Annotated in this window: 22 protein-coding genes; 3 read left to right on the forward strand and 19 right to left on the reverse strand. The window is 75.6% G+C overall.

What is annotated here, in order from left to right; genetic code table 11:
- Positions 1-404, forward strand: a 404-nt coding sequence (locus tag ACI79Q_RS12465; RefSeq protein WP_456614782.1) for an HNH endonuclease signature motif containing protein, incomplete at its 5' end; no start/stop codon positions are given.
- A gap of 26 nt (positions 405-430) precedes the next feature.
- Here the strand turns inward: ACI79Q_RS12465 and ACI79Q_RS12470 are convergent.
- From ACI79Q_RS12470 to metK, 6 genes are all read right to left on the reverse strand, one after another.
- Positions 431-931: a hypothetical protein gene (locus ACI79Q_RS12470; RefSeq protein ID WP_456599370.1), complete on the reverse strand. Its 501-nt coding sequence runs from the start codon at positions 929-931 to the stop codon at positions 431-433.
- 25 nt (positions 932-956) lie between these two features.
- Positions 957-2,342 carry an RsmB/NOP family class I SAM-dependent RNA methyltransferase gene (locus tag ACI79Q_RS12475; protein WP_456614783.1) on the reverse strand — a complete coding sequence of 462 codons (1,386 nt, stop codon included), beginning with the start codon at positions 2,340-2,342 and terminating at the stop codon, positions 957-959.
- Positions 2,339-3,319: a methionyl-tRNA formyltransferase gene (gene fmt, locus ACI79Q_RS12480; RefSeq protein ID WP_456599368.1), complete on the reverse strand. Its 981-nt coding sequence runs from the start codon at positions 3,317-3,319 to the stop codon at positions 2,339-2,341. Before fmt ends, ACI79Q_RS12475 begins: the two co-directional genes overlap by 4 nt.
- Positions 3,268-3,801, reverse strand: a complete 534-nt coding sequence (gene def / locus ACI79Q_RS12485; RefSeq protein ID WP_456597758.1) for a peptide deformylase — start codon at positions 3,799-3,801, stop codon at positions 3,268-3,270. The genes fmt and def overlap by 52 nt, the downstream gene beginning before the upstream one ends.
- Positions 3,802-3,826: 25 nt before the next feature.
- Positions 3,827-5,788, reverse strand: coding sequence for a primosomal protein N' (locus tag ACI79Q_RS12490; RefSeq protein WP_456614784.1), 1,962 nt, complete (start codon positions 5,786-5,788; stop codon positions 3,827-3,829).
- 89 nt (positions 5,789-5,877) lie between these two features.
- A complete protein-coding gene (metK, locus tag ACI79Q_RS12495; protein ID WP_456588676.1) occupies positions 5,878-7,077 on the reverse strand; it encodes a methionine adenosyltransferase in 1,200 nt (399 codons plus the stop codon).
- A 410-nt stretch (positions 7,078-7,487) separates the two neighbouring features.
- Here metK and ACI79Q_RS12500 point away from each other — a divergent pair, with 410 nt between their 5' ends.
- On the forward strand, positions 7,488-7,847 hold the full coding sequence (locus tag ACI79Q_RS12500; protein ID WP_456599366.1) for a PadR family transcriptional regulator: 360 nt from the start codon (positions 7,488-7,490) through the stop codon (positions 7,845-7,847).
- Complete coding sequence (locus tag ACI79Q_RS12505; RefSeq protein WP_456599365.1) at positions 7,844-8,608, forward strand: hypothetical protein; 765 nt, start codon at positions 7,844-7,846, stop codon at positions 8,606-8,608. Before ACI79Q_RS12500 ends, ACI79Q_RS12505 begins: the two co-directional genes overlap by 4 nt.
- Before the next feature lie 67 nt (positions 8,609-8,675).
- Here the strand turns inward: ACI79Q_RS12505 and coaBC are convergent, their stop codons facing one another.
- From coaBC to pyrR, 13 genes are all read right to left on the reverse strand, one after another.
- Complete coding sequence (gene coaBC, locus ACI79Q_RS12510) at positions 8,676-9,893, reverse strand: bifunctional phosphopantothenoylcysteine decarboxylase/phosphopantothenate--cysteine ligase CoaBC (protein ID WP_456614785.1); 1,218 nt, start codon at positions 9,891-9,893, stop codon at positions 8,676-8,678.
- Positions 9,894-10,025: 132 nt separating this feature from the next.
- Positions 10,026-10,289 carry a DNA-directed RNA polymerase subunit omega gene (gene rpoZ / locus ACI79Q_RS12515; RefSeq protein WP_014376157.1) on the reverse strand — a complete coding sequence of 88 codons (264 nt, stop codon included), beginning with the start codon at positions 10,287-10,289 and terminating at the stop codon, positions 10,026-10,028.
- Between the two features lie 60 nt (positions 10,290-10,349).
- On the reverse strand, positions 10,350-10,949 hold the full coding sequence (gmk, locus tag ACI79Q_RS12520) for a guanylate kinase (protein WP_456599363.1): 600 nt from the start codon (positions 10,947-10,949) through the stop codon (positions 10,350-10,352).
- A gap of 45 nt (positions 10,950-10,994) precedes the next feature.
- Entirely contained in the window at positions 10,995-11,351 is a 357-nt protein-coding gene (gene mihF, locus ACI79Q_RS12525; protein ID WP_456582244.1) for an integration host factor, actinobacterial type, read from the reverse strand.
- A 328-nt stretch (positions 11,352-11,679) separates the two neighbouring features.
- Positions 11,680-13,764 (reverse strand): SpoIIE family protein phosphatase, encoded by a 2,085-nt coding sequence (locus ACI79Q_RS12530; RefSeq protein WP_456599362.1) that lies wholly within the window; start codon positions 13,762-13,764, stop codon positions 11,680-11,682.
- Entirely contained in the window at positions 13,761-14,924 is a 1,164-nt protein-coding gene (locus ACI79Q_RS12535) for an acyl-CoA dehydrogenase family protein (protein WP_456588670.1), read from the reverse strand. Before ACI79Q_RS12535 ends, ACI79Q_RS12530 begins: the two co-directional genes overlap by 4 nt.
- An 87-nt stretch (positions 14,925-15,011) precedes the next feature.
- Positions 15,012-15,851 carry an orotidine-5'-phosphate decarboxylase gene (gene pyrF, locus ACI79Q_RS12540; RefSeq protein ID WP_456614786.1) on the reverse strand — a complete coding sequence of 280 codons (840 nt, stop codon included), beginning with the start codon at positions 15,849-15,851 and terminating at the stop codon, positions 15,012-15,014.
- Positions 15,848-17,218 (reverse strand): dihydroorotate oxidase, encoded by a 1,371-nt coding sequence (locus ACI79Q_RS12545; protein ID WP_456614787.1) that lies wholly within the window; start codon positions 17,216-17,218, stop codon positions 15,848-15,850. The genes pyrF and ACI79Q_RS12545 overlap by 4 nt, the downstream gene beginning before the upstream one ends.
- Entirely contained in the window at positions 17,215-20,544 is a 3,330-nt protein-coding gene (carB, locus tag ACI79Q_RS12550) for a carbamoyl-phosphate synthase large subunit (protein ID WP_456614788.1), read from the reverse strand. The genes ACI79Q_RS12545 and carB overlap by 4 nt, the downstream gene beginning before the upstream one ends.
- On the reverse strand, positions 20,544-21,710 hold the full coding sequence (gene carA, locus ACI79Q_RS12555) for a glutamine-hydrolyzing carbamoyl-phosphate synthase small subunit (protein WP_456588666.1): 1,167 nt from the start codon (positions 21,708-21,710) through the stop codon (positions 20,544-20,546). Before carA ends, carB begins: the two co-directional genes overlap by 1 nt.
- Positions 21,707-22,996 (reverse strand): dihydroorotase, encoded by a 1,290-nt coding sequence (locus ACI79Q_RS12560; protein ID WP_456588665.1) that lies wholly within the window; start codon positions 22,994-22,996, stop codon positions 21,707-21,709. The genes carA and ACI79Q_RS12560 overlap by 4 nt, the downstream gene beginning before the upstream one ends.
- On the reverse strand, positions 22,993-23,910 hold the full coding sequence (locus ACI79Q_RS12565; protein WP_456588664.1) for an aspartate carbamoyltransferase catalytic subunit: 918 nt from the start codon (positions 23,908-23,910) through the stop codon (positions 22,993-22,995). Before ACI79Q_RS12565 ends, ACI79Q_RS12560 begins: the two co-directional genes overlap by 4 nt.
- Positions 23,907-24,530: a bifunctional pyr operon transcriptional regulator/uracil phosphoribosyltransferase PyrR gene (gene pyrR, locus ACI79Q_RS12570; RefSeq protein ID WP_456614789.1), complete on the reverse strand. Its 624-nt coding sequence runs from the start codon at positions 24,528-24,530 to the stop codon at positions 23,907-23,909. The genes ACI79Q_RS12565 and pyrR overlap by 4 nt, the downstream gene beginning before the upstream one ends.
- Positions 24,531-24,684 lie beyond the last annotated feature (154 nt).

The following is a 24,684-nucleotide window of genomic DNA, read 5'->3' on the forward strand; positions in this document are numbered from 1 at the left end:
ACCACCCCGACCGGTCCTGCGGCTGCCCGCTGCTCGGCCCGCCCGGGCCGGTGGACCGCTACCGGCCCTCGGCCGCCCAGCAACGGTTCCTCGCAACGCGGGATCGCACCTGCCGGCACCCCGGCTGCACCGTGCCCGCCGGCTGGGCCGACCTCGACCACGTCATCCCGCACGCCGACGGCGGCGCCACGGCCTGCGAGAACCTGTGCTGCCTGTGCCGCCACCACCACCGGCTCAAGACCTTCGCCCCCGGCTGGACCCACACCCTCAGCGACGACGGCGTCCTCACCGTCATCACCCCCACCGGGGTCACCCGCACCACCCGACCACCCGGCTATCGCGTCCTCACCGCACCACCGCAACCACCACCGCCACCACCGGCGGAGGACCCACCACCCTTCTGAGGCCCCGCCGCGGGCGCCGGCCGCCGTCAGTCGCGGGCAGGGAGCGCGTTCCACTCCGCCCAGGTGAGGTCCCGGCCGACGAGCCGGGCAGGGGCGGGCAGCGGCCACTCCTCGGCCAGCCACCGGGGCACGAACTCGTCCAGCGCGCGCTCGACGTCGCTGCCCACGAGCCGGTCGACGACCCACCACGACACCTCGGCCCCGACGTCGCCGGTCTTGGTGGGCGGGTCGATGTAGACACAGCCGAGCAGCTCGGCCTCGTCCTCGGGGAAGACCCCGTAGAGAAAGCTCTCGTGCGCGGCGATCTCGCGCTCGTGGTGCGCGAGGTCCTCGCGATCGGCCTCGACCGTCATGTGCGCCGGGGGCCAGCCCCACGCCTCGCCGTAGATCGACCACAGCCGCTCCCGCGATCCCATGACCGCCGGGTGGTCGATCTCGGTGTCCGCCGCCCCCATCGGGCGCAGGTGCTCCCCCGTGGGCAGCTCGGCACGCAGGGGGTGGGTGAAGGTCTCCGGCAACCAGGGCACGCGCCGGAACCTAGCGCCACCGGCGTCAGCGCGTCCGGCGGAGCAGCGCCATGAACATGGCGTCCGTGCCGTGCCGGTGCGGCCACAGCTGCGCGTAGTCGCCGCGCGCGATGCCGGGGATCTCGGGGAACAGCGGCGCCACCGGCAGCACCTCGACGTCGTCCCGGGCGGCGGCGGTGTCGACGACGGCCACCGTCTCCTCGGTGTGCGGCGAGCACGTGACGTAGGCCAGCACGCCGCCCGGGCGCACCGACGCCAGCGCGGCGGCGAGCAACTCGGTCTGCAGTTCCACCAGCGACGGGACGTCCTCCGGTGTCCGCCGCCAGCGGACCTCCGGACGGCGCCGCAGCGCGCCGAGCCCGGTGCAGGGCGCGTCCAGCAGCACCCGGTCGAAGCTCCCGGGCGCCCACGGTGGTTCGCGGCCGTCGGCGGCCACCACCTCGACGTCGTCCTCGCCGGTGAGCGCCTGGCGCACCAGCTCGGCCCGGTGCGGGGCGCGGTCGGCCGCGGTGAGCCGCACGCCCCCCGGCCGGGTGGCGGCGAGCAGCCCCGCCTTGCCGCCCGGCCCGGCGCACATGTCCAGCCAGGCGCTCTCCGGCCCCTCGATCGGCGCCCGGGTGAGCAGCAGCGCGGCCAGCTGGCTGCCCTCGTCCTGCACCGCGGCGCGGCCCGAGCGCACCGACGCCAGGCGGCCGGGGTCTCCCCCGCCCAGCCGTACCGCGTACGGCGACCACGGCCCCGGCTCGCCGCCGGACTCCTCGGCGAGGTCCTCCCGCGCCATGCGCCGGGCGACCAGGTGCACCTCCGGGGCGGCGTCGTCGGCCAGCAGCGCCTGCTCCAGCTCCGCCTCGTCGCCGAGCGCGTCCCGCCAGGCGTCGACGATCCACCGCGGGTGGTCGGTCGTCAGCGCCAGCCGCTCGTCGCCCTCGGGGGCCAGCCTCGCCAGCCACGCGGCCCGGTCACCGCCCGCGGCGACCTTCCGCAGCACGGCGTTGACCAGCCCGGAGGCGCCCGCGCCCACGATCGCCCGGGTGAGGTCGACGGTGGTGTCCACGGCCGCGTGCGAGGGCACCCGGAGGTCGACCAGCTGGTAGGCGCCCAGCCGGAGCAGGTCCAGCACCCGGGGGTCCAGCTCGCCCAGCGGGCGGGAGACGAGGCCGGAGAGGATCGCATCGAGCGTCCCCTGCGCGCGCAGCGTCCCGTAGGCCAGCTGGGTGGCGAAGCCGGCGTCCCGCGGGTCGAGCTGCCGCTCGCGCAGCAGCTGCGGCAGCAGCAGGTTGGCGAACGCCTTCCGCGAGGAGACGGCGTCCAGGACGTCGTAGGCGGTCAGCCGGGCGCCGTCCAGCACCGGGCGGCGGGTGGCCGGGTGCCGCCGTCGCCCCTGACCGCCGCCGCGCGCCGGGCGGGTCACTCGCCGCCCAGCCGCTCGCCGGGGGCCGGCCGGGCGCCGCGGGCCCAGTCGGCCGCCGGGAACATCCGCTTGCCCGCCGGCTGCACGTCGCCCAGCCGCACCGGGCCGCTCCCGGTACCCACGAGCACCTCCCGGCCCTCGGCATGCACCTCGCCGGGATCCAGTGCGGCTCCGTCGGGCAGCGGCGTGACGGGCCCGAGCCGCAGCCGCTCGCCGCGCCACGTCGTCCAGGCACCGGGCGCCGGCGTCACCCCCCGGATCCGCCGGTCCACCACGTGCGCGGGCAGCGCCCAGTCGACCCGGGCGTCCGCGGTCTCGACCTTCGGGGCCAGGCTGACGCCGTCGGCCGGCTGCGGACGGGCCTCCAGTGCTCCGGCGGCGATGCCGTCGAGGGTCGCCAGGAGCAGCTCCGCGCCGCTGACCGCCAGGCGCTCGAGCAGGTCACCGGCGGTGTCCCGCGGCCTGATCGTCTCGGTGAGGGTGCCGTACACCGGGCCGGTGTCCAGCCCCGCCTCCAGGAGGAACGTCGATGCCCCGGTCACCTCGTCGCCGGCCATGATCGCGTGCTGCACCGGCGCGGCGCCCCGCCACGCGGGGAGCAGCGAGAAGTGCAGGTTGACCCAGCCGTGCCGCGGCACGTCGAGCGCCGCCTGGGGCACGAGGGCGCCGTAGGCGACGACGGGCACACAGTCGACGCCGAGCTCCACGAGCTGCTCGAGGAACTCCGGGTCCCGGGGGGTCCGTGGCTGGAGCACCGGGACGCCGGCGGCATCGGCCCGCTCGGCGACCGGCGAGCGGCTGACCTTGCGGCCTCGCCCCGAGCGGGCGTCCGGGCGGGTGAGGACGGCGACGACCTCGTGGTCGGAGGCGAGCAGCGCCTCCAGGGACGGGACGGCGGGTGCCGGGGTGCCGGCGAACAGGAGCTTCAGTGCGGACTCACCTTCACGACGGGGAGGTAGCTGCCGTAGCCGGCCCACTCGGCGGCCTGGATCTCGGCGAGCGCGGCGGCGCGGTCGACCTCGGACAGCCGGTCGACGAACAGGACGCCGTCGAGGTGGTCGGTCTCGTGCTGGATGGCCCGGGCCAGCAGCTCCGAGCCCTCGACGCGCACCGGGTCGCCGTGCATGTTCCAGCCGGAGGCGACCACGTGCAGGTGCCGGCGGCAGTCGTAGCGCAGGTCGGGGATGGACAGGCAGCCCTCGGGGCCGTCCTGCACCTCCTCGCCCACGGCAGCGACGTCCGGGTTGACCAGGTGACCCACCTCGCCGTCGACGTACCAGGTGAACACGCGCAGCCCGACGCCGATCTGCGGCGCCGCGAGCCCGGCACCCCCGGCCGCCTGCATGGTCTCGGTCAGGTCGGTGACGAGCTGCCGGAGCTCGGCGTCGAAGTCGACGACCGGCGCGGCCGGCCGGTGCAGCACCGGGTCGCCGAACAACCGGATGGGGGTGACGCTCACCCGACGATCGTAGGCGGCCGCCGGTTCACACCAGGGTGAGCGGGTCCAGCTGCACCCGGACGTGCTCGGGCACCTTGCGCGCGCTGCGCACGCCCTGCACCTCCGCCAGCGCGTGCGCCAGCGCGGCGCCCTCGGTGCGCGGCACCCGCACCAGGTAGCGCTCCCGCTCGCCCTCCTGCCCCTGCCTGGGCGGCTCCGGGACCGGCCCGAGGAGGTCGGCGTCGGCGGGCAGCCGCGCCGCGGCCAGGAAGTCGCCCAGCGCGGCCGGCGAGCCCACCAGCGACGCCATGCGGGTCACCGGCGGGAAGCCGAGCTCGCGGCGGTCGGCCAGCTCGCGCTCAGCGAGCCAGCCCGGGTCCCAGCGCACCAGCGCCTGGACGACGGGGTGCCCGGCGTCGGCGGCCACGACGACCTGCCCCCCGGCCGAGGCGGGCCGCACCAGCGATGCGGCGTTGGTCCACCGGCGCAGCGCCTCCTCGCCGGCGCGCAGGTCCGCCCGGCCGAGCAGCGCCCAGGAGTCCAGGAGCAGCGCGGCGCCGTACCCGCCGTCGGCCACCGGCTCGGCACCGGGCGTGGCCACGACCAGCGCGGGACCCGCCGGCACCGTGGCCAGGACGCCGGAGGTGCTGCCGGAGGTGCGCACGGTCGTGCCCGCGAACGCCCGCGCGAGCTCCTCGGCGGTGCGCGACTCCCCCACCACCGCGGCCCGCAGCTTCGTGCCGTGGCAGTGCGGGCAGTCGAAGGTGGCGGCCGGGCGGGCGCACCAGCGGCAGGCCGGGATCCGGGTGCCGCCGGGGCCCGGCCGCGGGGAGATGCCCAGCGGACCGGCGCAGTGGGCGCACCGTGCCGGCGCCCGGCAGCGCGCGCAGGACAGCGACGGGACGTAGCCGCGGCGGGGCACCTGCACCAGCACCGGGGCGCCGGCGGCCAGCGCCCTGCGCGCCGCGTCGTAGGCCAGCGAGGGCAGCCGGGCGGTGCGGGCCGCTGCGTCGCGCGCCAGCTCGAAGTCGTCCCCGAGCGCCTGCACCCGGGGAGCCGCGGCGCGCAGCACCGCGCGGTCGGCGACCAGCTCGTGCGCCCAGCCGGACTCCACCAGCAGCGCGGCCTCGGCGGTGCGCGAGGTCCCCGCGACGACCGCGGCGCAGGAGTCCAGCCAGGCCCGCTGCACCAGCACGTCGCGGGCGTGCGGGTAGGGGGCACGCTCCTCGGAGTGCAGGTCGTCGCCGTCGTCCCACACGACCACCAGACCGAGGTCGCGGACGGGGGCGAACATCGCCGCCCGGGTGCCCAGCACCACCTGGGCGGCGCCGCGGGAGGCCGCGAGGAAGCGGCGGTAGCGCTTCTCCGGCGCGTCGTCGGCCCGCAGCACCGTGAACGAGTGCTCCGGCAGCAGCCGCTCCGCCGCCGCCGTCAGCCGGTCCAGGTCCTTGCCGTCGGGCACGACGACCAGGGCGCCGCGTCGGCCCGACAGCGCGGCGCGGCAGAGCTCGACCATCCGGGTGGGCCAGTCCTCACCGGGCAGCGCCGTCCAGACGGCGCGCGCCGGGCGCCCCTCGGCCAGGGCACCCAGCAGCGCGGGGCCGGCCTGGTACCGGGCGAAGCCGACCGCATCCGGCGGGGCGGGCAGCTCCTCGGGGGTGGGCGAGGGGCGCTTCTCGGCGGCCCCCCGGCGCGGCGGCAGGGCCAGGCGGAGCACGTCGCTCGCGGTGCCCGCGTACCGGTCGGCGACGGCGCGGACCAGGCGGGCGACCTGCGGGGTGAGCACCGGCTCCCCGGAGGGCACGTGCGACAGCGGCTGCAACCTGCCCGCGAACTCGGTGGTGCCCGCCAGCTCCCACACCACGCCGTCGACCAGCCGGCCGTGGAACCGGACCCGTACCCGGCAGCCGGGCCGCACCGTGTCGGCGTACTTCTCCGGGACCGCGTAGTCGAACGGCCGGTCCAGGTGGGCCAGCGGGACGTCGACGACGACCCGGGCGACCTGCACCGGACCAGTGTCCCCGGCCCCACCGACAGGACCGCGCTCCTCCCCCGGCCCCGCGGCGGGCGGGCGGGGCCGGGGGGCGGGCTCGGGCCTCAGGCCCCCACGGCCGAGCGCAGCGCCTCGACGCGGTCCAGCCGCTCCCACGGCAGGTCCAGGTCGGTGCGGCCGAAGTGGCCGTAGGCGGCGGTCGGCCCGTAGATGGGGCGCAGCAGGTCCAGGTCGCGGACGATGGCGCCGGGGCGCAGATCGAACACCGAGGTGATCGCCTTCTCCAGCACCTCGTCGGCGACCGTGCCGGTGCCGTGCGTGTCGACGAACAGGCCGACCGGGTGCGCGGCGCCGATGGCGTAGGCGACCTGCACCTCGCAGCGGCGGGCGAGGCCGGCGGCGACGACGTTCTTCGCCACCCAGCGCATCGCGTAGGCCGCCGAGCGGTCCACCTTCGACGGGTCCTTGCCGGAGAAGGCGCCGCCGCCGTGGCGGGCCATGCCGCCGTAGGTGTCGACGATGATCTTGCGGCCGGTCAGGCCGGCGTCGCCCATCGGGCCGCCGATGACGAACTTGCCGGTCGGGTTCACCAGCAGCCGGTGGCCGGTGGTGGGCAGGCCGAGGGCGGCCAGCTCCGGCTCGACGACGAGCTCCTCGATGTCGGGGGTCAGCAGCGTCTCGATCGAGATGTCCTCGGCGTGCTGCGAGGAGACGACCACGGTGTCGACCGCCACCGGCCGGTCGTCCTCGTAGACGACGGTGACCTGGGTCTTGCCGTCGGGCCGCAGGTAGGGCACCGAGCCGTCCTTGCGCACCGCGGACAGCCGGCGGGAGAGCCGGTGAGCGAGCGCGATCGGCAGCGGCATCAGCTCGGGGGTCTCGTCGGTGGCGTAGCCGAACATCAGGCCCTGGTCACCGGCGCCCTGGCGCTCGATCGCGTCGTCCTCGGAGCTGCCGCCCGTGCGCGACTCGTACCCGGTGTCGACGCCCTGGGCGATGTCCGGCGACTGGGCGCCGATCGACACGCTGACGCCGCACGACGCGCCGTCGAAGCCCTTGCGGGAGGAGTCGTAGCCGATGCGGAGGACCGTCTCGCGGACGATGGCCGGGATGTCGACGTAGCCGGCGGTGGTGACCTCACCGGCGATGTGCACCTGGCCGGTGGTGATGAGGGTCTCGACGGCGACCCTGCTGCGCGGGTCCTGCGCCAGCATCGCGTCCAGGATCGAGTCGCTGATCTGGTCGGCGATCTTGTCCGGGTGGCCCTCGGTCACCGACTCGGACGTGAAGAGACGGCGTGGCATGTCGGTACTCCTGGGTCGCGGGACACGATTCGGCGAGCCGCTCGGTGCCACGACTCGTGGAGGGACGTTACCCGGGCGAGACCGGGCGCCCCTCGGCGCGGGTGGACCCGTGCCAGGGCCTCGGCGCCGGCGCCTCCGCGCCGCAGTGCGCCCGCGTCCGTGCGGGAGCCCGACCCGGTCCGCGCCGGACCCCGCCGAGGAGGCGGCCCCGCCCCGGTCGCGTGAAACCACCGGGGGCGGGGCCTGGGCCCGCCGCTCATGGCGAGTGGGCGGAGGACCTGGACCCGACCGTACGTGCCGACGGCCCCGCCCGTGGACGGGTGGGGTCGGGCACGGGAACGCGCGGTGGCGGGAGAACGCGCCCGGCACGGTGACTAGACAGAGCGTCTGAGTAGAGGCACTATCGAGTCATGACCGGCCCCGCCCAGCCCAGTGAGTGGCTGCGCGGGGTCCTGGAACTGTGCGTGCTGCGCGTCATGGCCGACGGACCGACCTACGGCTACGCCATCGCCAGCGAGCTGGCGGCCGCCGGTTTCGGGGACGTCAAGGGCGGCACGCTGTACCCACTGCTGGCCCGGCTGGAGAAGAACTCGCTGGTCACCGTGGCCTGGCGGACGGGAGACGGGGGGCCGGAACGCAAGTACTTCACGCTCACCGACGCCGGGCGCCGCGAGCTCGAGCACGGCCAGGACCGGTGGCAGAGCTTCTCCGCCCGGGTCACCGACCACCTGTCGGCCGCCGACGCCATCACCCCGAGGAGCAGATCGTGAACGAGACCCCGCGCGTCCAGGAGCCGCACCAGGAGGTCTGGCAGCGTCCCTTCGTCCTCGCTCAGCAGGAGTGGTGCGGCGCGTTCGTGCTCGAGCTGCGGCTGCGCGACGTCCCCGGTCCGGTGATCGGGGAACGCCTGGCGGAGGTGGAGCGGCACTGCGCGGAGAGCGGCGAGACGCCAGCCGAAGCGTTCGGCGATCCGACGTCCTACGCCCGGCAGATCGACACGGAGAGCTCGCCCGAGCGGGTGTCCGGGGTCTGGACGGTCGCGGCGCTGGGCGCGGCGCAGGCCGTCGCCCTGATCGTGGGCACGGCAGCCACGCGGACCTGGGCCGAGGGTGGCGTCCTGACCTGGAACGGCGTCCAGGTCGGCTGCCTCGCCCTGGTCCTGCTCGTGGTGCTGGCCGTCCCCCGACTGGTCCGTCCGCTGATCACCCACACGTGGGTGGTCGGCCCCGCCGTGGTTGCCCTCGTCGTGCTGGCCTCGCTGGGCTCGGCGGTGTCCGGCCGGTTCGTGACGTCGTCGGTCCTGCCCGTGCCGGCGGCCGTGGTGGCCGTCGGGTTGTTCGGCGTGGTCGTGGTCCTGGCCTGGCTCGAGTACCGGGAGCTGGCGACCGACGACCTGGTCACCTCACCGCTGCCCCCCGCTGCGGGCGACGGGGCGCAGCAGGTCCGGCGTCGCTGGAACGCGCTCGTGCCGACAGCGCTGGTCCCGGTCTGCTACCTCGCCCTGGGGGCCGCTCCCTGGTTCGTGGGCTGAGCCTCGTCGCCGGGCCGCGATGGGCCCCCAGGGCGAGCTCCGGGCCGTGCTGGGCCCACCGGACGGGTCAGCGGCCCGTCAGCCGGGCTGCCGCCACGGTCCAGATGCCGGCGGCCACGGCGTCCTTGCTGCCCCGCGGCACCTCGGTCGCGGAACCGTCGGCCGCGAGCACCACGACGGCGTTCTCGGACCGGCCGAAGACCTGGCCGGCCGACACGTCGTTGACCACGAGCAGGTCGCAGCCCTTGCGGGCGAGCTTCGCGCGGGCGTGGGTGAGCACGTCGCCGTCGTCGTCACCGGTCTCGGCGGCGAAGCCGACCACGAGCCGGCCCGGCGCGCGTTCGGCGACCAGCTCGGCCAGGACGTCGGGGTTCCGGACGAGCTCGACGGCGCTCGGCTCGCTGGCCGCGCCCTTCTTCAGCTTGGTGGCGGCGACGCCGGCCGGCCGGAAGTCGGCGACCGCGGCGCTCATGACCACGACGTCGGCGGCGCCCGACTCCGCCAGCACGGCCGTCCGCAGCTCCTCGGCCGTCCCGACCGGGACCACCCGGACGCCGAAGGGCGCGGGCAGCTCCACGTTGGCGGCCACCAGCACGACCTCCGCGCCGCGGGCGGCGGCGACCCGCGCCAGGGCCCAGCCCTGCTTGCCCGACGACCGGTTGCCCAGGTAGCGCACCGGGTCCAGCGGCTCGCGGGTGCCGCCGGCACTGATGACGACCCGGCGGCCGGCGAGGTCCTGCGGCAGCGCGTCGGCGCCCCCGTCGAGCACGACCGCGGCCAGCGCGGCGATGTCGGCGGGCTCGGGCAGCCGGCCGGGGCCGGAGTCCGGTCCGGTGAGCCGGCCGACGGCGGGCGGCAGGACCACCGCTCCGCGGCGGCGCAGCGTGGCCACGTTGTCCTGCGTGGCGGGGTGCAGCCACATCTCGGTGTGCATGGCCGGGACGAACACCACCGGGCAGTGTGCGGTGAGCAGCGTCGCGGTCAGCAGGTCGTCCGCCCGGCCCGCCGCGGCCCGGGCCAGCAGGTCGGCGGTGGCCGGGGCGACGACGACGAGGTCGGCGGTCTGCCCGATCCGCACGTGCGCCACCTCGGGGACGTCGGACCAGACGTCGGTGGTGACCGGGTTGCCCGACAGCGCCTCGAACGTGGCCGCGCCGACGAAGTGCAGCGCGCCGGGCGTGGGGACGACGCGGACGTCGTGCCCGGCCTCGGTGAAGGCCCGCAGCAGCAGCGCGGCCTTGTAGGCGGCGACGCCGCCCCCGACGCCCAGCACGATCCGGCTCATGCGCTCATCCTCCCCCACGCACGACGACGCCCCCGGCACAGGCCGGGGGCGTCACCAGAAAGGGATGGAACGGCCCCCTCGCAGGGCCCCACCACGAGCGGAGCGAGTGGTGGGGGGCGAGGGGGTCCTTCCTCAGTTCTCGCCGGCGGTGTGCGCCAGGAGCCCCTCGTTGATCTCGCGGAGCGCGATGGACAGCGGCTTCTCCTGGGGCGCGGTGTCGACCAGCGGGCCGACGTACTCCAGCAGGCCCTCGGAGAGCTGGCTGTAGTAGGCATTGATCTGGCGCGCGCGCTTGGCGGCGAAGATGACCAGGCCGTACTTGCTGCTGGTGCGCTCGAGCAGCTCGTCGATCGGCGGGTTGGTGATGCCCTCGGGGGCGGGTGCGACTCCGGACACGGTCGGACGGGTCTCCTCGATCGTTTTCGTGGGAGCGGGCGGGCCGGCTGACCGGCGGGCTCACTCGTGGGCGCCGCTGCCCGGAACGAGACCGGGTGACGGCGCAGTCAGCAAGCCTACCAACTCGTCCGCGGCGCGGGACACGTCGTCGTTGACGACCACCACGTCGAACTCCCCGGACGAGTCGAGCTCGGCCTGCGCGATCGCCAGCCGCCGCTCCTGCACGGCGACCGGCTCCGACCCCCGGCCGGCCAGCCGGCTGACCAGCTCGGCCCAGGACGGCGGGGCCAGGAAGACCAGCTGCGCCTCCGGCGCCCGCGCCCGCACCTGCCGGGCACCCTGCAGCTCGATCTCCAGCAACGCCGGCCGCCCGGTGGCCAGCTGGGCCCGGACCGGCGCCACCGGGGTGCCGTAGCGGTTGCCCGCGTACTCGGCCCACTCCAGCAGCCCGTCCTCGGCGATCAGCCGGTCGAACTCCGCGTCGGAGACGAAGTGGTAGTGCACGCCGTCGACCTCACCCGGCCGGGGACGACGAGTGGTGGCCGACACCGACACCCACACGTCGGGGTGCCGCCGCCGGACCTCGGCTATCACGGTGCCCTTGCCGACCCCGGAGGGTCCGGAGAGCACGGTCAGCCGTGCCGGTGTCGCTGCAGCCACTCGTCGTCCTCGCCCGGGGTCGTCGGCGGTGCCGGCGGCCCCTCCTCAGACGGAGCCGTCAGCGGGAACCTGCTCGGCGTCGACCTTCTCGCCGCCGAACTCGGCCTCCAGCGCCCGCCGCTGGTTGGCGCCCAGCCCCCGCACGCGTCGCGTGGGGGAGATCTCCAGGCGTTCCATGATCTTCGCAGCCCGGGCCTTGCCGACCCCGGGCAGGGATTCCAGGACGGCGGAGACCCGCATCTTGCCGATCACTTCGTCGGTCTCGCCCTGCTTGAGGACGTCGCCGACCGTGGCGCCCTTGCTCTTGAGTCGCTCGCGCAGCTCGGCGCGCGCCTTGCGGGCGGCGGCCGCCTTCTCGAGAGCGGCGGCCCGCTGTTCCGGGGACAGGTCAGGCAGGGGCATGGTGCAACCCAATCGTCTCGTTCGTCGACCGTGCTCCGGCCGGCGGTCGTTCGGTTCGCGGGGACGCACCGCGCCCCCGCTGCGAGCCTCACCGTCGCGTTGGTTCCCGGCAAATCCGCTGGTCACGCACGAACGAGCAGGGCGGTCGCGGAGCCGTACGACCCCGGGTCCGCACGATAGCCGCCCATTGGGTCACTCGGTGTGATCATGCCTGGTCAGCCCCGGTATTCGGACGGTCTGGTTTCGCCGGGGCGGCTCCCGGCGCAGGTGGCGCGCCCGCCCCCGACACGCCGACGACACGACACGCCCGGCAGGGATGCGGCGCTGCTCAGGGGCCCGGCTGGACGGCGACGATGGCCACGTCGTCCTGACCACCGCGGGGCACCATCCGCGCGAGGACGGCATCGCACAGGTCCTCCAGCTCCTCCCCGGCGTGGTGGCCGACGGTCGCGAGCAGCAGCTCCAGTCCGTCGTCGAGCGTGTGCCCGCGGTCCTCGACGAGACCGTCGGTGAACAGCAGGAGTGTCGACCCGGGCGGCAGGGTCGTCTCCTCGGTGCGCCGGTGCGCGGCCGGGTCGACGCCCAGCAGCAGATCGGGTCGCCCGGCGCGGTACGTGAGCAGCCGGGCGGTGCCGTCGGGTTCGAGGAGGACCGGTGGGGGGTGCCCGGCGTTGGACCAGCGCAGCCGTGCGCCGCCCCCGCCACCGGCACCCGTCGGCGACAGCTCGGCGAGGATCGCCGTCGCCATCGTCGCGAGCTCCAGCCCCTCGGCGGCCTCGTCGACCGCGGTCAGCACCTGGTCGGGCGCGCCCGCGGTGGTGTAGGCGATGCCGCGCACGAGCGACCGCAGCTGGCCCATGGCCGCCGCTGCCCGCGTGTCGTGTCCCACGACGTCGCCGATGACCACCGTCAGGTCGCCGGTGCGCCGGCGGAAGGCGTCGTACCAGTCGCCACCCACCTGGGCCTCCCGCGCCGCGGCGACGTAGCGCACCGCGACGCGGGCGAAGGGCAGGTCCGGCGGGGCGGTGAGCAGGCTGTTCTGCAGCTCGGTGGCCAGGTGCCGCTGGCCGGCGTAGAGCCGGGCGTTGTCGAGCGCGATGCCCGCCCGCCGGCCGATCTCCCTCGCCAGGGACAGGTCGCGCTCCCCGAAGGGCGCGGCACCGGCCCCGCGGGCCAGCAGCAGCGAGCCCAGGATGCCGGACCGCCCGGGCACCGGCACCGCCAGCGCGCTCGCCGTACCCAGGCGCTCCACGAGACCGCGCAGCTCGACGTCGGGCACTTCCTCGACCAGGGTGCCGGCGTCGACGACCGGCAGCAGGACCGCCTCCCCGGCCGCCGCCCGCCGGCCGAGCCCGCTCCCCGTACCCCGCGCGGCCACGAGCGCCTCGATCCGGCGGGCCACGGGCGCCAGCGCCGGGTCGCGCTGCCGGACGACGTGGGCGGCGAGCCGGTCGTGCTCCTCGCGCACCTGGACGCTCGCCCAGTCCGCCATCGCGGGGACCACCGCCTCGGCCAGCCGGGCGATCGATTCGGAGACGTCCAGGGAGCCGGCGAGCGACTCCGAGACCCGCGCGAGCAGGCTGACCTGACCGGCGAGCCGGTCCCGCTCCCGCTCCGCCTCCCGACGGGCGGTCACGTCGACCGCCAGGAGGAGCGCCACGGGCCGGCCGTCGTCGGTCTGGCTGCGGACCGCGGTCAGCTCCACGTCCACGCGGCCGCCGACGAGGACGTGGGCCGCCGTCGGGGTCGCCTCCGGGAGCTCGCTGCCCGAGGTCGCCCCGGCGAGGACCGGCGCCAGGAAGGCGGCGGCGCCCGGGAGCACGGTGTCCACCGGCCGGCCGGTGGGCGTGCGGACGAGCTCGAACAGGACCTCGGCACGGCGGTTCCAGCCCACCAGCGCCCCGGCGGGGTCCACGACGAGCACCGCGATGGGGGCGTGCTCGAGCACCCCGCCCACCTCCGCCGGGCCGCGCGGGGCGTCCTCGATCGCACCGGCCGCCCGGCGGGCCACTGCGGCCAGCACGGCGCTGTGCCGGCGCCGGTCGACGGCCGCCCGGCGGATGGCGCGCAGGCGCTCGGGCAGGTCCGGCTCGCCGGGCGAAGCGACCAGCAGCTCGAGCGGCACCCCCGGGGCGTACGACGTCTCGCGCCGCAGCGTCGTCGGGGTGGTCGACAGCACGGCCACGGCCGCCCCGGGCGCCAGCCGGTGCGCGCGCTGCACCAGCGCCACCGGAGCGGCGGCCAGCGAGCCGATCACCACCAGGTCGACCGGTTCGGGCGGGTCGACGAGGCGGACCTCCAGCTCCCCGGGGGCGACGTGGTCCATGCCGGGCAGCGCCCGGAGCAGCTCGACGTCGGTGGTGGAGGGCTCGACCAGGACCCAGCGGCCCGCGCCGTCCGGGGGGCCGGTCACTCGCCCAGCAGCGGCAGGCCGAGCGCCGCCCGGCCGGTCCAGGTGCGCAGGATGTCGGTCGTCGGGCTCATCACGTCGGCCGCCCGGGCGTCGCGCAGGTGACGCTCCAGCGGGGACCGGTCCCGGTAGCCGATGCCACCGACCAGGGTCATGGCCTCGTTGGTCACGTCGACGGCGCACCGGGCCACCTCGGCCTTCGCCGACGTCAGGCCCGGCAGCGCCGCGGGTCCGCCGGCGTCGGCCTCCTCGGCCGCCCAGTGGACCAGCCGGCGGGTGCGCTCCACCTGCGCCCAGAGGACGCCGAGCCGGTGCTGCAGCAGCGGCTCGCCCGCCAGCCGGCGGCCGGTGTGCGCGTGCGCCCGGCGGGACAGGTGCGCGGTGGCCTCGTCGAGCGACGCCTGGGCCACGCCGACGTAGGTGCCCGCCATGGCCATCAGGAAGTACGGCGCCACGACCTCGAAGACGTACCAGATCTGGTCGCCCTCGGTGCCGAGCAGGTGCTGGGGGGCAAGCCGGACGTCGTCGAGCCGCATGCCCCGGGAGGAGTTGCCGCGCATCCCGATGCCGGTCCACTCGTGCCCCCAGGCCACGCCCTCGGCGTCCGCCGGCACCAGGACGCAGGAGAACTCGCCCACCGGGGCCCCGGGGTCGGCCGCCACGGTGCTCACGACGTAGGAGTCGGCCCTGCCCCCGTTGGTCACGAACGACTTCTCCCCCGCGACCAGCAGGCCCTCGCCGTCCCGGGTCATCCGGGTCTGCGGCAACCAGAACTGGGCTCCGGTGCCCGGCTCGGACAGGGCCAGGGTGGTGAGGTGCTCACCGGCCACGATCGCGTCGAGGAACTCGCTCCGCTGCCGGTCGGTGTGCTTGGCCGACAGCACGGCGGTGGCCACGCAGTGCATGCCGAAGCACAGCGCCGTCGACGCGCACACCCGGCCCAGCGCCTCGCAGACCGCCTCCACCCCGCGCAGGCCCAGCCCGGAGCCGCCCACCGACCGGGGCGCGGCCAGCCCACCCAGCCCGGCGGCCTGCAGCGCGCGCACCGCTTCGGCCGGCCAGACCCCGGAGTCGGTCCGCTCTACCAGGGGCAGCGCGACGGTCCGCGCCACCTCCTCCGCGCGGGCGACGGCGTCCGCCACGCTGGTCGGGGTCGTGGTCACGATCGCCGAGGATAGGCGGACCGCTGCGCGGTCGAGGCGGCCGGGAGCAGGGCGTTCACCCGACGGAGGCCCACGGCCGCACCCGCCTCACGCGGCCAGCGCCTCTGCCCAGCGCTCCGCGGCGGCGCGCAGTGCGGCCGGGTCCGGACCGGCGCCGAGCACGTCGCGGGAGACCGTCGGCACGACGGCGCGCCCGGCGCCGAAGAGCCGGCGCAGGTCGGCCGCTGTGCCCCCCTGGGCGCCGAGGCCGGGCGCCAGGATCGGCCCGCCGAGCCCGTCGAGGTCCACGTCGAGCTGCTCGAGCGTGGCGCCGACGACGACGCCGAAGGACCCCAGGGCCGGGCCGAATCCGATGTCCGCCGTCCCGCCGGAGACGTTCCAGCCGCGGACGGTGTCGACGACGACCTGGGCGACCGACCGCTCCCCCACCACGGCGTGCTGCAGGGCGGCCGCGTCGGGGTTGGACGTGCGGGCGAGGACGAACAGCCCGCCGCCGGCGGCGCTCGCCGTGGCGACCGCGGGCGCCAGCGACTCCGGCCCGAGGTAGGGGCTGACGGTCATCGCGTCGACCTGCAGCGGGTGGCGGTCGCTCAGGTAGTCGGCGTAGGCGGCCATCGTCGAGCCGATGTCGCCGCGCTTGGCGTCGAGCAGCACCAGGGCGCCGGCAGCACGGCTGGCGGTGACCGCCTCCTCCAGCACCGCGATCCCCCGGGAGCCGAAGCGCTCGTAGAAGGCCAGCTGCGGCTTCAGCACGGACACCGTGCCGGCGAGCGCCTCGACCACCGCGTCGGTGAAGCGGCGGAGCCCGTCCAGCGAGTTCCCCACCCCCCAGTCGAGCAGCAGCTGCTCGTGCGGGTCGATGCCGACGCAGAGCGGGCCGCGCTCGGCGACGGCGGCCGACAGGCGCTGCCCGAAGGGGTCGGTCACGGGGCCTCCACGGCTCGGGGCAGGGTCTCGCCCAGGGCGGCGACGCACCGCTGGGCGAGGAACGGGTCGGCGAACGCGCCGGCCGCGGACTGCACCGCGTCGGCGCCGGCGGTGAAGATCGCCTCGAAGGACGCCGGGTCGGTGACCCCGCCCATGGCGAGGACGTCGAAGGGCACCCCGCCGGCCTCCCGCAGCGCGACGAGCCGCCGGGTGAAGTCCAGCGCGGAGTCGCGGACCGCGATGCCCGAGAGCCCGGCCAGCTCGCGGCCGGGGAAGGTGGGCCTGCCGTCGCTGCGGCGCACCCGGCTCTGCAGCGTGTTGATCCCGGCGATGCCGTCGACCAGCGGGGCGAGCCGCGGCACCAGGGCCGCGAGCCGGGCCTCGTCGAGCCAGGACAGCTTCGCCACCAGCCCGGTGCGGTCGTCCAGCGCCCGGCGCACCGCCTCCACCACGGCGACGGTCGCGTCGGGGTCCAGGCACAGCGGCGGCTTCACGCCGCTCCCGGAGGCCGACAGCGTGTTCGGGCACGACAGGTTCAGCTCGACGACCGACGCCCCGGCCTCCTGCGCCAGGCGTGCGGTCCGGGCGAAGTCCTCGACCAGCTCGAGCCCGTTCCCCTCCCCCATGACGCTCACCAGCAGCAGCTGCTCGTCGCCGACCGCGTCGACGGCGCGCGCCAGGTCGGGCATCCACTCCTCCGGCGCCGGGGAGGGGACGCCGAAGGAGTTGACGCTGCTGACCGCCGGCGAGCCCGGCGCGACCCAGTCCCAGGGGTCGGCGACCACGTCGGCGTCCGCTCCCGGCGGGAGGCCGGCGGTCTCCCGGGCGGCGAACACCCAGTTCGGCTGCTCGTTGGGCGGGTGGGCGCGGCCGCGGACGGTCTTGTAGGTCAGCACGTTCCAGCCGTTGGCCGCGTTGTGCCGCACCCACGCCTCGCTGCCGTTGAGCACGCAGGCGGGCACGCCGATCGGGAAGCCCACGGTGCGCCCCAGCAGCTGCCAGCGCCGGCCGCCTGCCGTCGGCCGCTCGGGCAGCCGCGGGCCGAGCGGCCGGTCGAGGTTCTCCCGGAAGGACCCGAGGACGTCGTACGCCGGCGTGGGCAGCCCGTGGGCGGCCAGCAGCTCGGGCTGCCGGGCGAAGAAGAGCACCCGGGTCAACAGCGGCAGGTCGTCCTCGCCGGCCGCCCCGGAGGCCAGCCGGGCGGCCAGGTCGGTGGCCGCGCCGGTCAGCGCGTCGAGCTCCGGCCGCGGGGGCCGCCCGAACCGGGTGACCCCCGCGGCGAACGCCGCCGGCAGCCCCTCCAGGAGGCCGCGCGCGACGAGGTCGTCGCGCAGCCCCTGGACCGCACCCGGCGACGGCGTCGTCACGCCCCCGTCCCGGCGAAGCTGCTCGGCCCGCCGTGCGTGCCGCCGGCCAGCGCCGCGTGCACCTCCTGCAGGCTGCGCACGCCGATGCCGCCCTGCCGCAGCGCCTCGATGCCCTGGACCGCGGCCGCCATGCCCTGCACCGTCGTGATGCACGGGATGCCGGCGCTCACCGCGGCCGTGCGGATCTCGTAGCCGTCCAGGCGGGGGCCGCTGTTGCCCGGCGCACCGAACGGCGTGTTGAACACCAGGTCGACGTCGCCGGCCTGGATGAGCTCCACGATGTTGCCCGGGCCCTCGCTGAACTTGCCGACCACCTCGGCGGCCACCCCGTGGCGGCGCAGCACCTGCGCCGTGCCGGTGGTGGCCAGCAGGCGGAAGCCCAGGTCGGCCAGCCGCTTGATCGGGAAGACCGCGGAGCGCTTGTCCCGGTTGGCCAGCGACACGAACACCGTGCCCTCGGTCGGCAGCGAGCCGTAGGCGGCGGCCTGCGACTTGGCGAACGCCGTTCCGAACTGCGCGTCCAGGCCCATGACCTCGCCGGTGGACTTCATCTCCGGGGACAGCACGGTGTCCACCCCGAACCCCTCGACGGTGCGGAAACGGTGGAAGGGCAGCACCGCCTCCTTGACTGCGATCGGCGCGTCTTCGGGCAGGTCGGTGCCGTCGCCGGTGGCCGGGAGCACGCCGGCGGCGCGCAGGTCGGCGATGGACTCGCCGACGGCGATCCGCGCGGCCGCCTTGGCCAGCTGCACCGCCGTCGCCTTGGAGACGAAGGGCACCGTGCGGCTGGCCCGCGGGTTGGCCTCGATGACGTAGAGGATGTCGTCCTTGATCGCGTACTGGACGTTCATCAGCCCGCGGACGCCGATCCGCTCGGCCAGCTTCCCTGTCGCCGCGCGGATCTTCAGCAGGTCCGCGGAGCCGAGGGTGATCGGCGGCAGGGCGCAGGCCGAGTCACCGGAGTGGATGCCGGCCTCCTCGATGTGCTCCATGACCCCGCCCAGGTAGAGGTCGGTGCCGTCGTAGAGCGCGTCGACGTCGATCTCGACCGCGTCCTCCAGGAACCGGTCGACCAGCACCGGGTGGTCGGCGCTGACCTCGGTGGCCTTGGCGATGTACGCCTCGAGCGTGGCGTCGTCGTACACGATCTCCATGCCGCGCCCGCCCAGCACGTAGGAGGGTCGCACCAGCACCGGGTACCCGATGCCGGAGGCGACCTCGTGCGCCTCGGCGAACGTCGTCGCCGTGCCGTGCTTCGGGGCGAGCAGGCCGGTGTCGGCCAGCACCCGGGAGAACGCCCCGCGGTGCTCGGCGTCGTCGATCGCCTCCGGCGACGTGCCCAGCACCGGCACCCCGGCGTCCTTGAGCCGCTGCGCCAGCCCCAGCGGGGTCTGCCCGCCGAGGGTGCAGATGACCCCGGCCACCGGGCCGGCCGCGCGCTCGGCCTCGACCACCTCGAGGACGTCCTCGAACGTCAGCGGCTCGAAGTACAGCCGGTCGGCGGTGTCGTAGTCGGTGGAGACGGTCTCCGGGTTGCAGTTGACCATCACCGCCTCGTAGCCGGCGTCCTGCAGCGCCATGACCGCGTGCACGCACGAGTAGTCGAACTCGATGCCCTGCCCGATCCGGTTGGGGCCCGAGCCGAGGATCAGCACCGCCGGCTTCTCCCGCGGCTGCACCTCGGTCTCCTCGTCGTAGGACGAGTAGTGGTACGGCGTGCGGGCGGCGAACTCCGCGGCGCAGGTGTCCACGGTCTTGTAGACCGGCCGCACGCCCAGCCGCCAGCGCAGCACCCGGACGCCGTCCTCGCCGGCGAGCTCCGGCCGCAGCGCGGCGATCTGCCGGTCGGAGAGGCCGTGCCGCTTGGCCCGCCGGAGCAGCTGCGGCGTCAGGGCCGGTGCGTCGCGGACCTCGGCCGCCACCTCCTGCACCAGCACGATCTGGTCGACGAACCACGGATCGAACCCGCTGGCCTCGGCGACCTGCTCGACCGTCGCACCGGCGGCCAGCGCCCGCTCCGCGGTGTAGAGCCGGCCGTCGACCGGGGTGCGCAGGACCTCCAGCAGCTCCTCGGCCGAACGGGGATCCGGCGTCCCCGTCCAGAAGCCGGCCACCTTCGTCTCGGTGGAGCGCATCGCCTTGCCCAGCGCCTCCGGGAAGTTCCGCCCCATCGCCATGACCTCGCCGACGCTCTTCATCGTCGTGGTCAGCCGGGGGTCGGCGCCGGGGAACTTCTCGAAGGCGAACCGCGGGATCTTCACCACGACGTAGTCCAGCGTCGGCTCGAACGCCGCCGGGGTGACGCCGGTGATGTCGTTGGTGATCTCGTCGAGCGTGTAGCCGATGGCGAGCTTCGCCGCGATCTTCGCGATCGGGAAGCCGGTCGCCTTGGACGCCAGCGCGCTGGAGCGGGAGACCCGCGGGTTCATCTCGATGACGACCATCCGGCCGTCGGCCGGGTTGACGGCGAACTGGATGTTGCAGCCGCCGGTGTCGACGCCGACCTCGCGCAGCACCGCGATGCCGACGTCGCGCATCCGCTGGTACTCGACGTCGGTGAGGGTCATCGCCGGGGCGACGGTCACCGAGTCGCCGGTGTGCACGCCCATCGCGTCGATGTTCTCGATCGAGCAGATGACGACCACGTTGTCGCTGCGGTCGCGCATCAGCTCCAGCTCGTACTCCTTCCAGCCCAGCACCGACTCCTCGATCAGCACCGTGTGCACCGGGGAGTCGGCCAGCCCGTGGGCGGCCATGCGGCGCAGCATCGGCTCGTCGGTGGCGAAGCCCGAGCCGAGGCCGCCCATGGTGAAGCTCGGCCGGATGACGACCGGGTAGCCGACCTCCTCGGCGGTCTCCAGCGCCTCCTCGACGGTGCCGCAGACCCGCGACCGCGGGGCGTCGGCGCCGATCGAGCGGACGATGTCCTTGAACAGCTGCCGGTCCTCACCGCGGTTGATCGCGGCGACGTCGGCCCCGATGAGCCGGACGCCGTACTTCTCCAGCACGCCGTTCTCGTACAGGCCGATGGCGATGTTGAGCGCGGTCTGGCCGCCGAGGGTGGCCAGGAGCGCGTCGGGCCGCTCCTTGGCGATGACCTTCTCGACGAACTCCGGCGTCAGCGGCTCGATGTAGGTGGCGTCGGCGATCTCCGGGTCGGTCATGATCGTCGCCGGGTTGCTGTTCACCAGGCTGACCCGCAGCCCCTCGGCCCGGAGCACCCGGCAGGCCTGGGTGCCGGAGTAGTCGAACTCCGCGGCCTGCCCGATCAGGATCGGCCCCGAGCCGATCACCAGCACGTGCTCGATGTCGGTGCGCTTGGGCATCAGTTCTTCTCCCCCGTGCTGGACTGGACCTGCGGTGCCGGCCCGCCGGCGCGGGCCTCGCCGTCGCGGGCGGACTGCATGAGGTCGACGAAGCGCTGGAACAGGGGTGCGGCGTCGTGCGGGCCGGCCGCCGACTCCGGGTGGAACTGCACGCTGAAGGCCGGCGTCTCGAGCAGCCGCAGGCCCTCGACGACGTCGTCGTTGAGGCCCACGTGGCTGACCTCGACCTGCCCGTAGGGGGTGTCGGTGGGCCGGTCCAGCGGGGCGTCCACGGCGAACCCGTGGTTGTGGCTGGTCACCCGGACGGTCCCGCTGACCCGGTCGAGCACCGGCTGGTTGAGCCCGCGGTGCCCGAAGCGCAGCTTGTAGGTGCCCAGGCCCAGCGCGCGGCCGAGGATCTGGTTGCCGAAGCAGATCCCGAACAGCGGCCGGCGGGCGTCGAGCACCCCGCGCACCGCTTCCACGGCGTAGTCGGCGGCGGCCGGGTCGCCGGGGCCGTTGGAGAGGAACACCCCGTCCGGGCCGGCCGCGAGCAGCTCCTCGGCGGTCGCCGTCGAGGGCAGTACGTGGGTCTCGACGCCGAGCGCCGCCAGGTGCCGCGGGGTCGCCGTCTTGATCCCCAGGTCGAGCGCGGCGATGGTGAACCGCTTCTCCCCCACCGCCGGGACGACGTAGGGCTCGCCGGTGCTCACCGTCGGTGCGAGGTCGGCGCCGGTCATGCCCTCGGCCGCGGTGACGCGGGCCAGCAGCTCCTCGGCGGTCAGCTCGGTGCTGATGCCGGCGCGCATCGCGCCGCGCTCGCGCAGGTGGCGGGTGAGCGCGCGGGTGTCGATCCCGCTGATGCCCACGACCCCCTGCGCGACCAGCTCGTCGTCGAGGGTGCCGGTGGCCCGCCAGTTGGCCGGGCGGCGGGCGGGGTCGCGCACGACGAAGCCGGCCACCCACATGCGGCTGCTCTCGTCGTCCTCGCCGTTGACCCCGGTGTTGCCGATGTGCGGGGCGGTCATCGCGACGATCTGGCCCGCGTAGCTGGGGTCGGTCAGCGTCTCCTGGTAGCCGGTCATGCCGGTGGCGAACACCGCCTCGCCGACCGTCGTCCCCGTCGCTCCGTAGGCCTCGCCCCGGAACGTGCGCCCGTCCTCGAGCACGAGGAGCGCTTCTGTCACTTGACTGCCTTTCCGTCCAGAACGGTCGGCGTCCCCCGCAGGAACGTCGCGACCACCCGGCCGGGGAGTTCCCGGCCGGCATAGGGGCTATTGCGGCTGCGGCTGGCCAGCGCCGCGGGGTCGACCACCGCGCGGGCGGCCGGGTCGACGAGCACCAGGTTGGCCGGCTCGCCGGGGGCGATCGGCCGGCCGTGCTCACCGAGGCGGCCGATGGCGGCGGGCCGGACCGACATGCGGTCGGCGACGCCGGCCCAGTCCAGGCGACCGGGCTCGACCATCGTCTCGATCACCACCGAGAGCGCCTGCTCCAGCCCGAGCATGCCGGGCCGGGCCTGCGCCCACTCGCTCTCCTTGTCCTCCACCGCGTGCGGGGCGTGGTCGGTGCCGACGGCGTCGATGGTGCCGTCGGCCAGGCCCGCCCGGAGTGCCTCGACGTCGGCGTCGGTGCGCAGCGGCGGGTTGACCTTGAAGACCGGGTCGTAGGACTCGGCGCAGGCGTCGGTGAGCAGCAGGTGGTGCGGCGTGACCTCGGCGGTCACCTGCACGCCGCGGGACTTCGCCCAGCGCAGGATCTCCACCGACCCGGCGGTCGAGACGTGGCAGACGTGCAGCCGCGCGCCGACGTGCTCGGCCAGCAGCACGTCGCGGGCGATGATCGCCTCCTCCGCGGCGGCCGGCCAGCCGGTCAGGCCTAGCCGGGCCGAGCGGTCGCCCTCGTGCATCTGCGCGCCGGCGGTCAGCCGCGGCTCCTCCGCGTGCTGGGCGACCACACCGTCGAACGCCTTCACGTACTCCAGCGCCCGCCGCATGAGCGCGGGGTCGGCGACGCAGTGCCCGTCGTCGGAGAACACCCGCACCCGGGCGGCGGAGTCGGCCATCGCGCCGAGCTCGGCCAGCCGCTCCCCCGCCAGCCCGACCGTGACGGCGCCGACCGGGACGACGTCCACCAGCCCGGCCTCCTGCCCCAGCCGCCAGACCTGCTCCACCACGCCGGCGGTGTCGGCCACCGGGTCGGTGTTGGCCATCGCGTGCACCGCGGTGAACCCGCCGAGCGCGGCGGCGCGGCTGCCGGTCTCGACGGTCTCGGCGTCCTCCCGGCCGGGCTCGCGCAGGTGGGTGTGCAGGTCGACCAGGCCGGGCAGCGCGATCAGACCGGCGGCCTCGACCACCTCGGCGCCGGGGACGTCGAGCGACGCGCCGACCGCGGCGATCCGGCCGTCGGTCACCAGGATGTCGGCAGGGTCGCCGCCCAGCGGCCTGGCCCCCGTGATCAGGTAGGTGCTCACGTGTTCCCTCCGAGCAGCAGGTAGAGCACGGCCATGCGGGTGGAGACCCCGTTGGCGACCTGCTCGACGATCGTGGAGCGGACGGAGTCGGCCACCTCGGCGGCGATCTCCATGCCGCGGTTCATCGGGCCGGGGTGCATGACGATCGCCTCGTCGGGCAGCGCGGCCATCCGCGGCGCGTCGAGGCCGTAGCGGCGGCTGTACTCGCGGGCGCTGGGGAAGAACGAGGCGTTCATCCGCTCGGCCTGGACCCGCAGCATCATCACCACGTCGCTCTTGGGGAGCACGGCGTCGAGGTCGTAGCCCACCTCCGCCGGCCAGCTGCCCACGCCCACCGGCAGCAGCGTCGGCGGCGCGACCAGCGTGACCTGCGCTCCCAGCGTGTGCAGCAGCCCCACGTTGGAGCGGGCCACCCGGCTGTGCAGGACGTCGCCGACGATCGTCACGCGGACGCCGTCGAGCCGCCCCAGCCGCTGCCGGATCGTGTAGGCGTCCAGCAGCGCCTGGGTGGGGTGCTCGTGGGTGCCGTCGCCGGCGTTGACCACGCTGCCGCGCACCCAGTTCGCCAGCCGGTGCGGCGCACCGGAGGCCGAGTGCCGGACGACGACGGCGTCGGCGCCCATCGCCTCCAGGGTGAGCGCGGTGTCCTTGAGGCTCTCCCCCTTGGAGACGCTGCTGCCCTTGGCCGAGAAGTTGATGACGTCGGCGGAGAGGCGCTTGGCGGCGAGCTCGAAGCTGATCCGGGTCCGGGTGGAGTCCTCGTAGAAGAGGTTGACCACCGTGCGCCCGCGCAGCGTCGGGAGCTTCTTCACCTCGCGGCCGGCCAGGGCGGCGTCGATCTGGGCGGCGGTGTCCAGCACCAGCGTCGCGTCGTCCCGGTCGAGGTCCGCGGCCTCCAGCAGGTGCCGCTTCACGCGCCCTCCCCCTCGGTCAGCAGGACCTCGTCGACGCCGTCGACCTCCTGCAGGTGCACCTTGACCTGCTGGCTGCGTGCCGTCGGCACGTTCTTGCCGACGAAGTCGGCCCGGATCGGCAGTTCCCGGTGCCCGCGGTCGACCAGCACCGCCAGCTGGACGCCGCGCGGGCGGCCCAGGTCGCGCAGCGCGTCGAGCGCCGCCCGGACCGAGCGCCCGGAGAAGAGCACGTCGTCGACGAGGACGACGAGCCGGCCGTCGATGCCGGCGTCCGGGAGCACGGTGGGCTCGAGGGCCCGGACGCCGCGCAGCCGCAGGTCGTCGCGGTACAGGGTGATGTCGGCGGTGCCGACGTCCACCGCGGTGCCGGTGAACGCCTCGATGCGCGCGGCGAGGCGGCGGGCGAGCGGGGCCCCGCGGGTCGGGATGCCGACGAGGACCAGGTCGGAGAGCCCGCCGTCGGCGTGGTCGGCGCCGTCGTCGGCCCGGAGGCTCGCCGCCCGCTCGATGAGCTGGTGGGCCATGCGGTCGACGACGCGGGCGACGTCGGCGGAGGAGAGCAGGGTTCCGGGGGCGCTGCCGGGAGACAGGCTGCGGGCAGGCTCGGGTGAGCGGGCCATGAGGCCTCCTTCCCCGCCTCACTGGACGGGTCGTTAAAGGAGTGGTCGGACCGCGGTCGACGGTACTGCACGTCCGCTCGCGTCCCGCCGGCGCCCGGCCCGTGCCCGGCCCTGCGCCCGGGGTGGTCGCCCGGCGCGGCGCCCGGGGCAGCGC

The sequence above is a fragment of the Blastococcus sp. SYSU DS0828 genome (genome assembly GCF_054050975.1).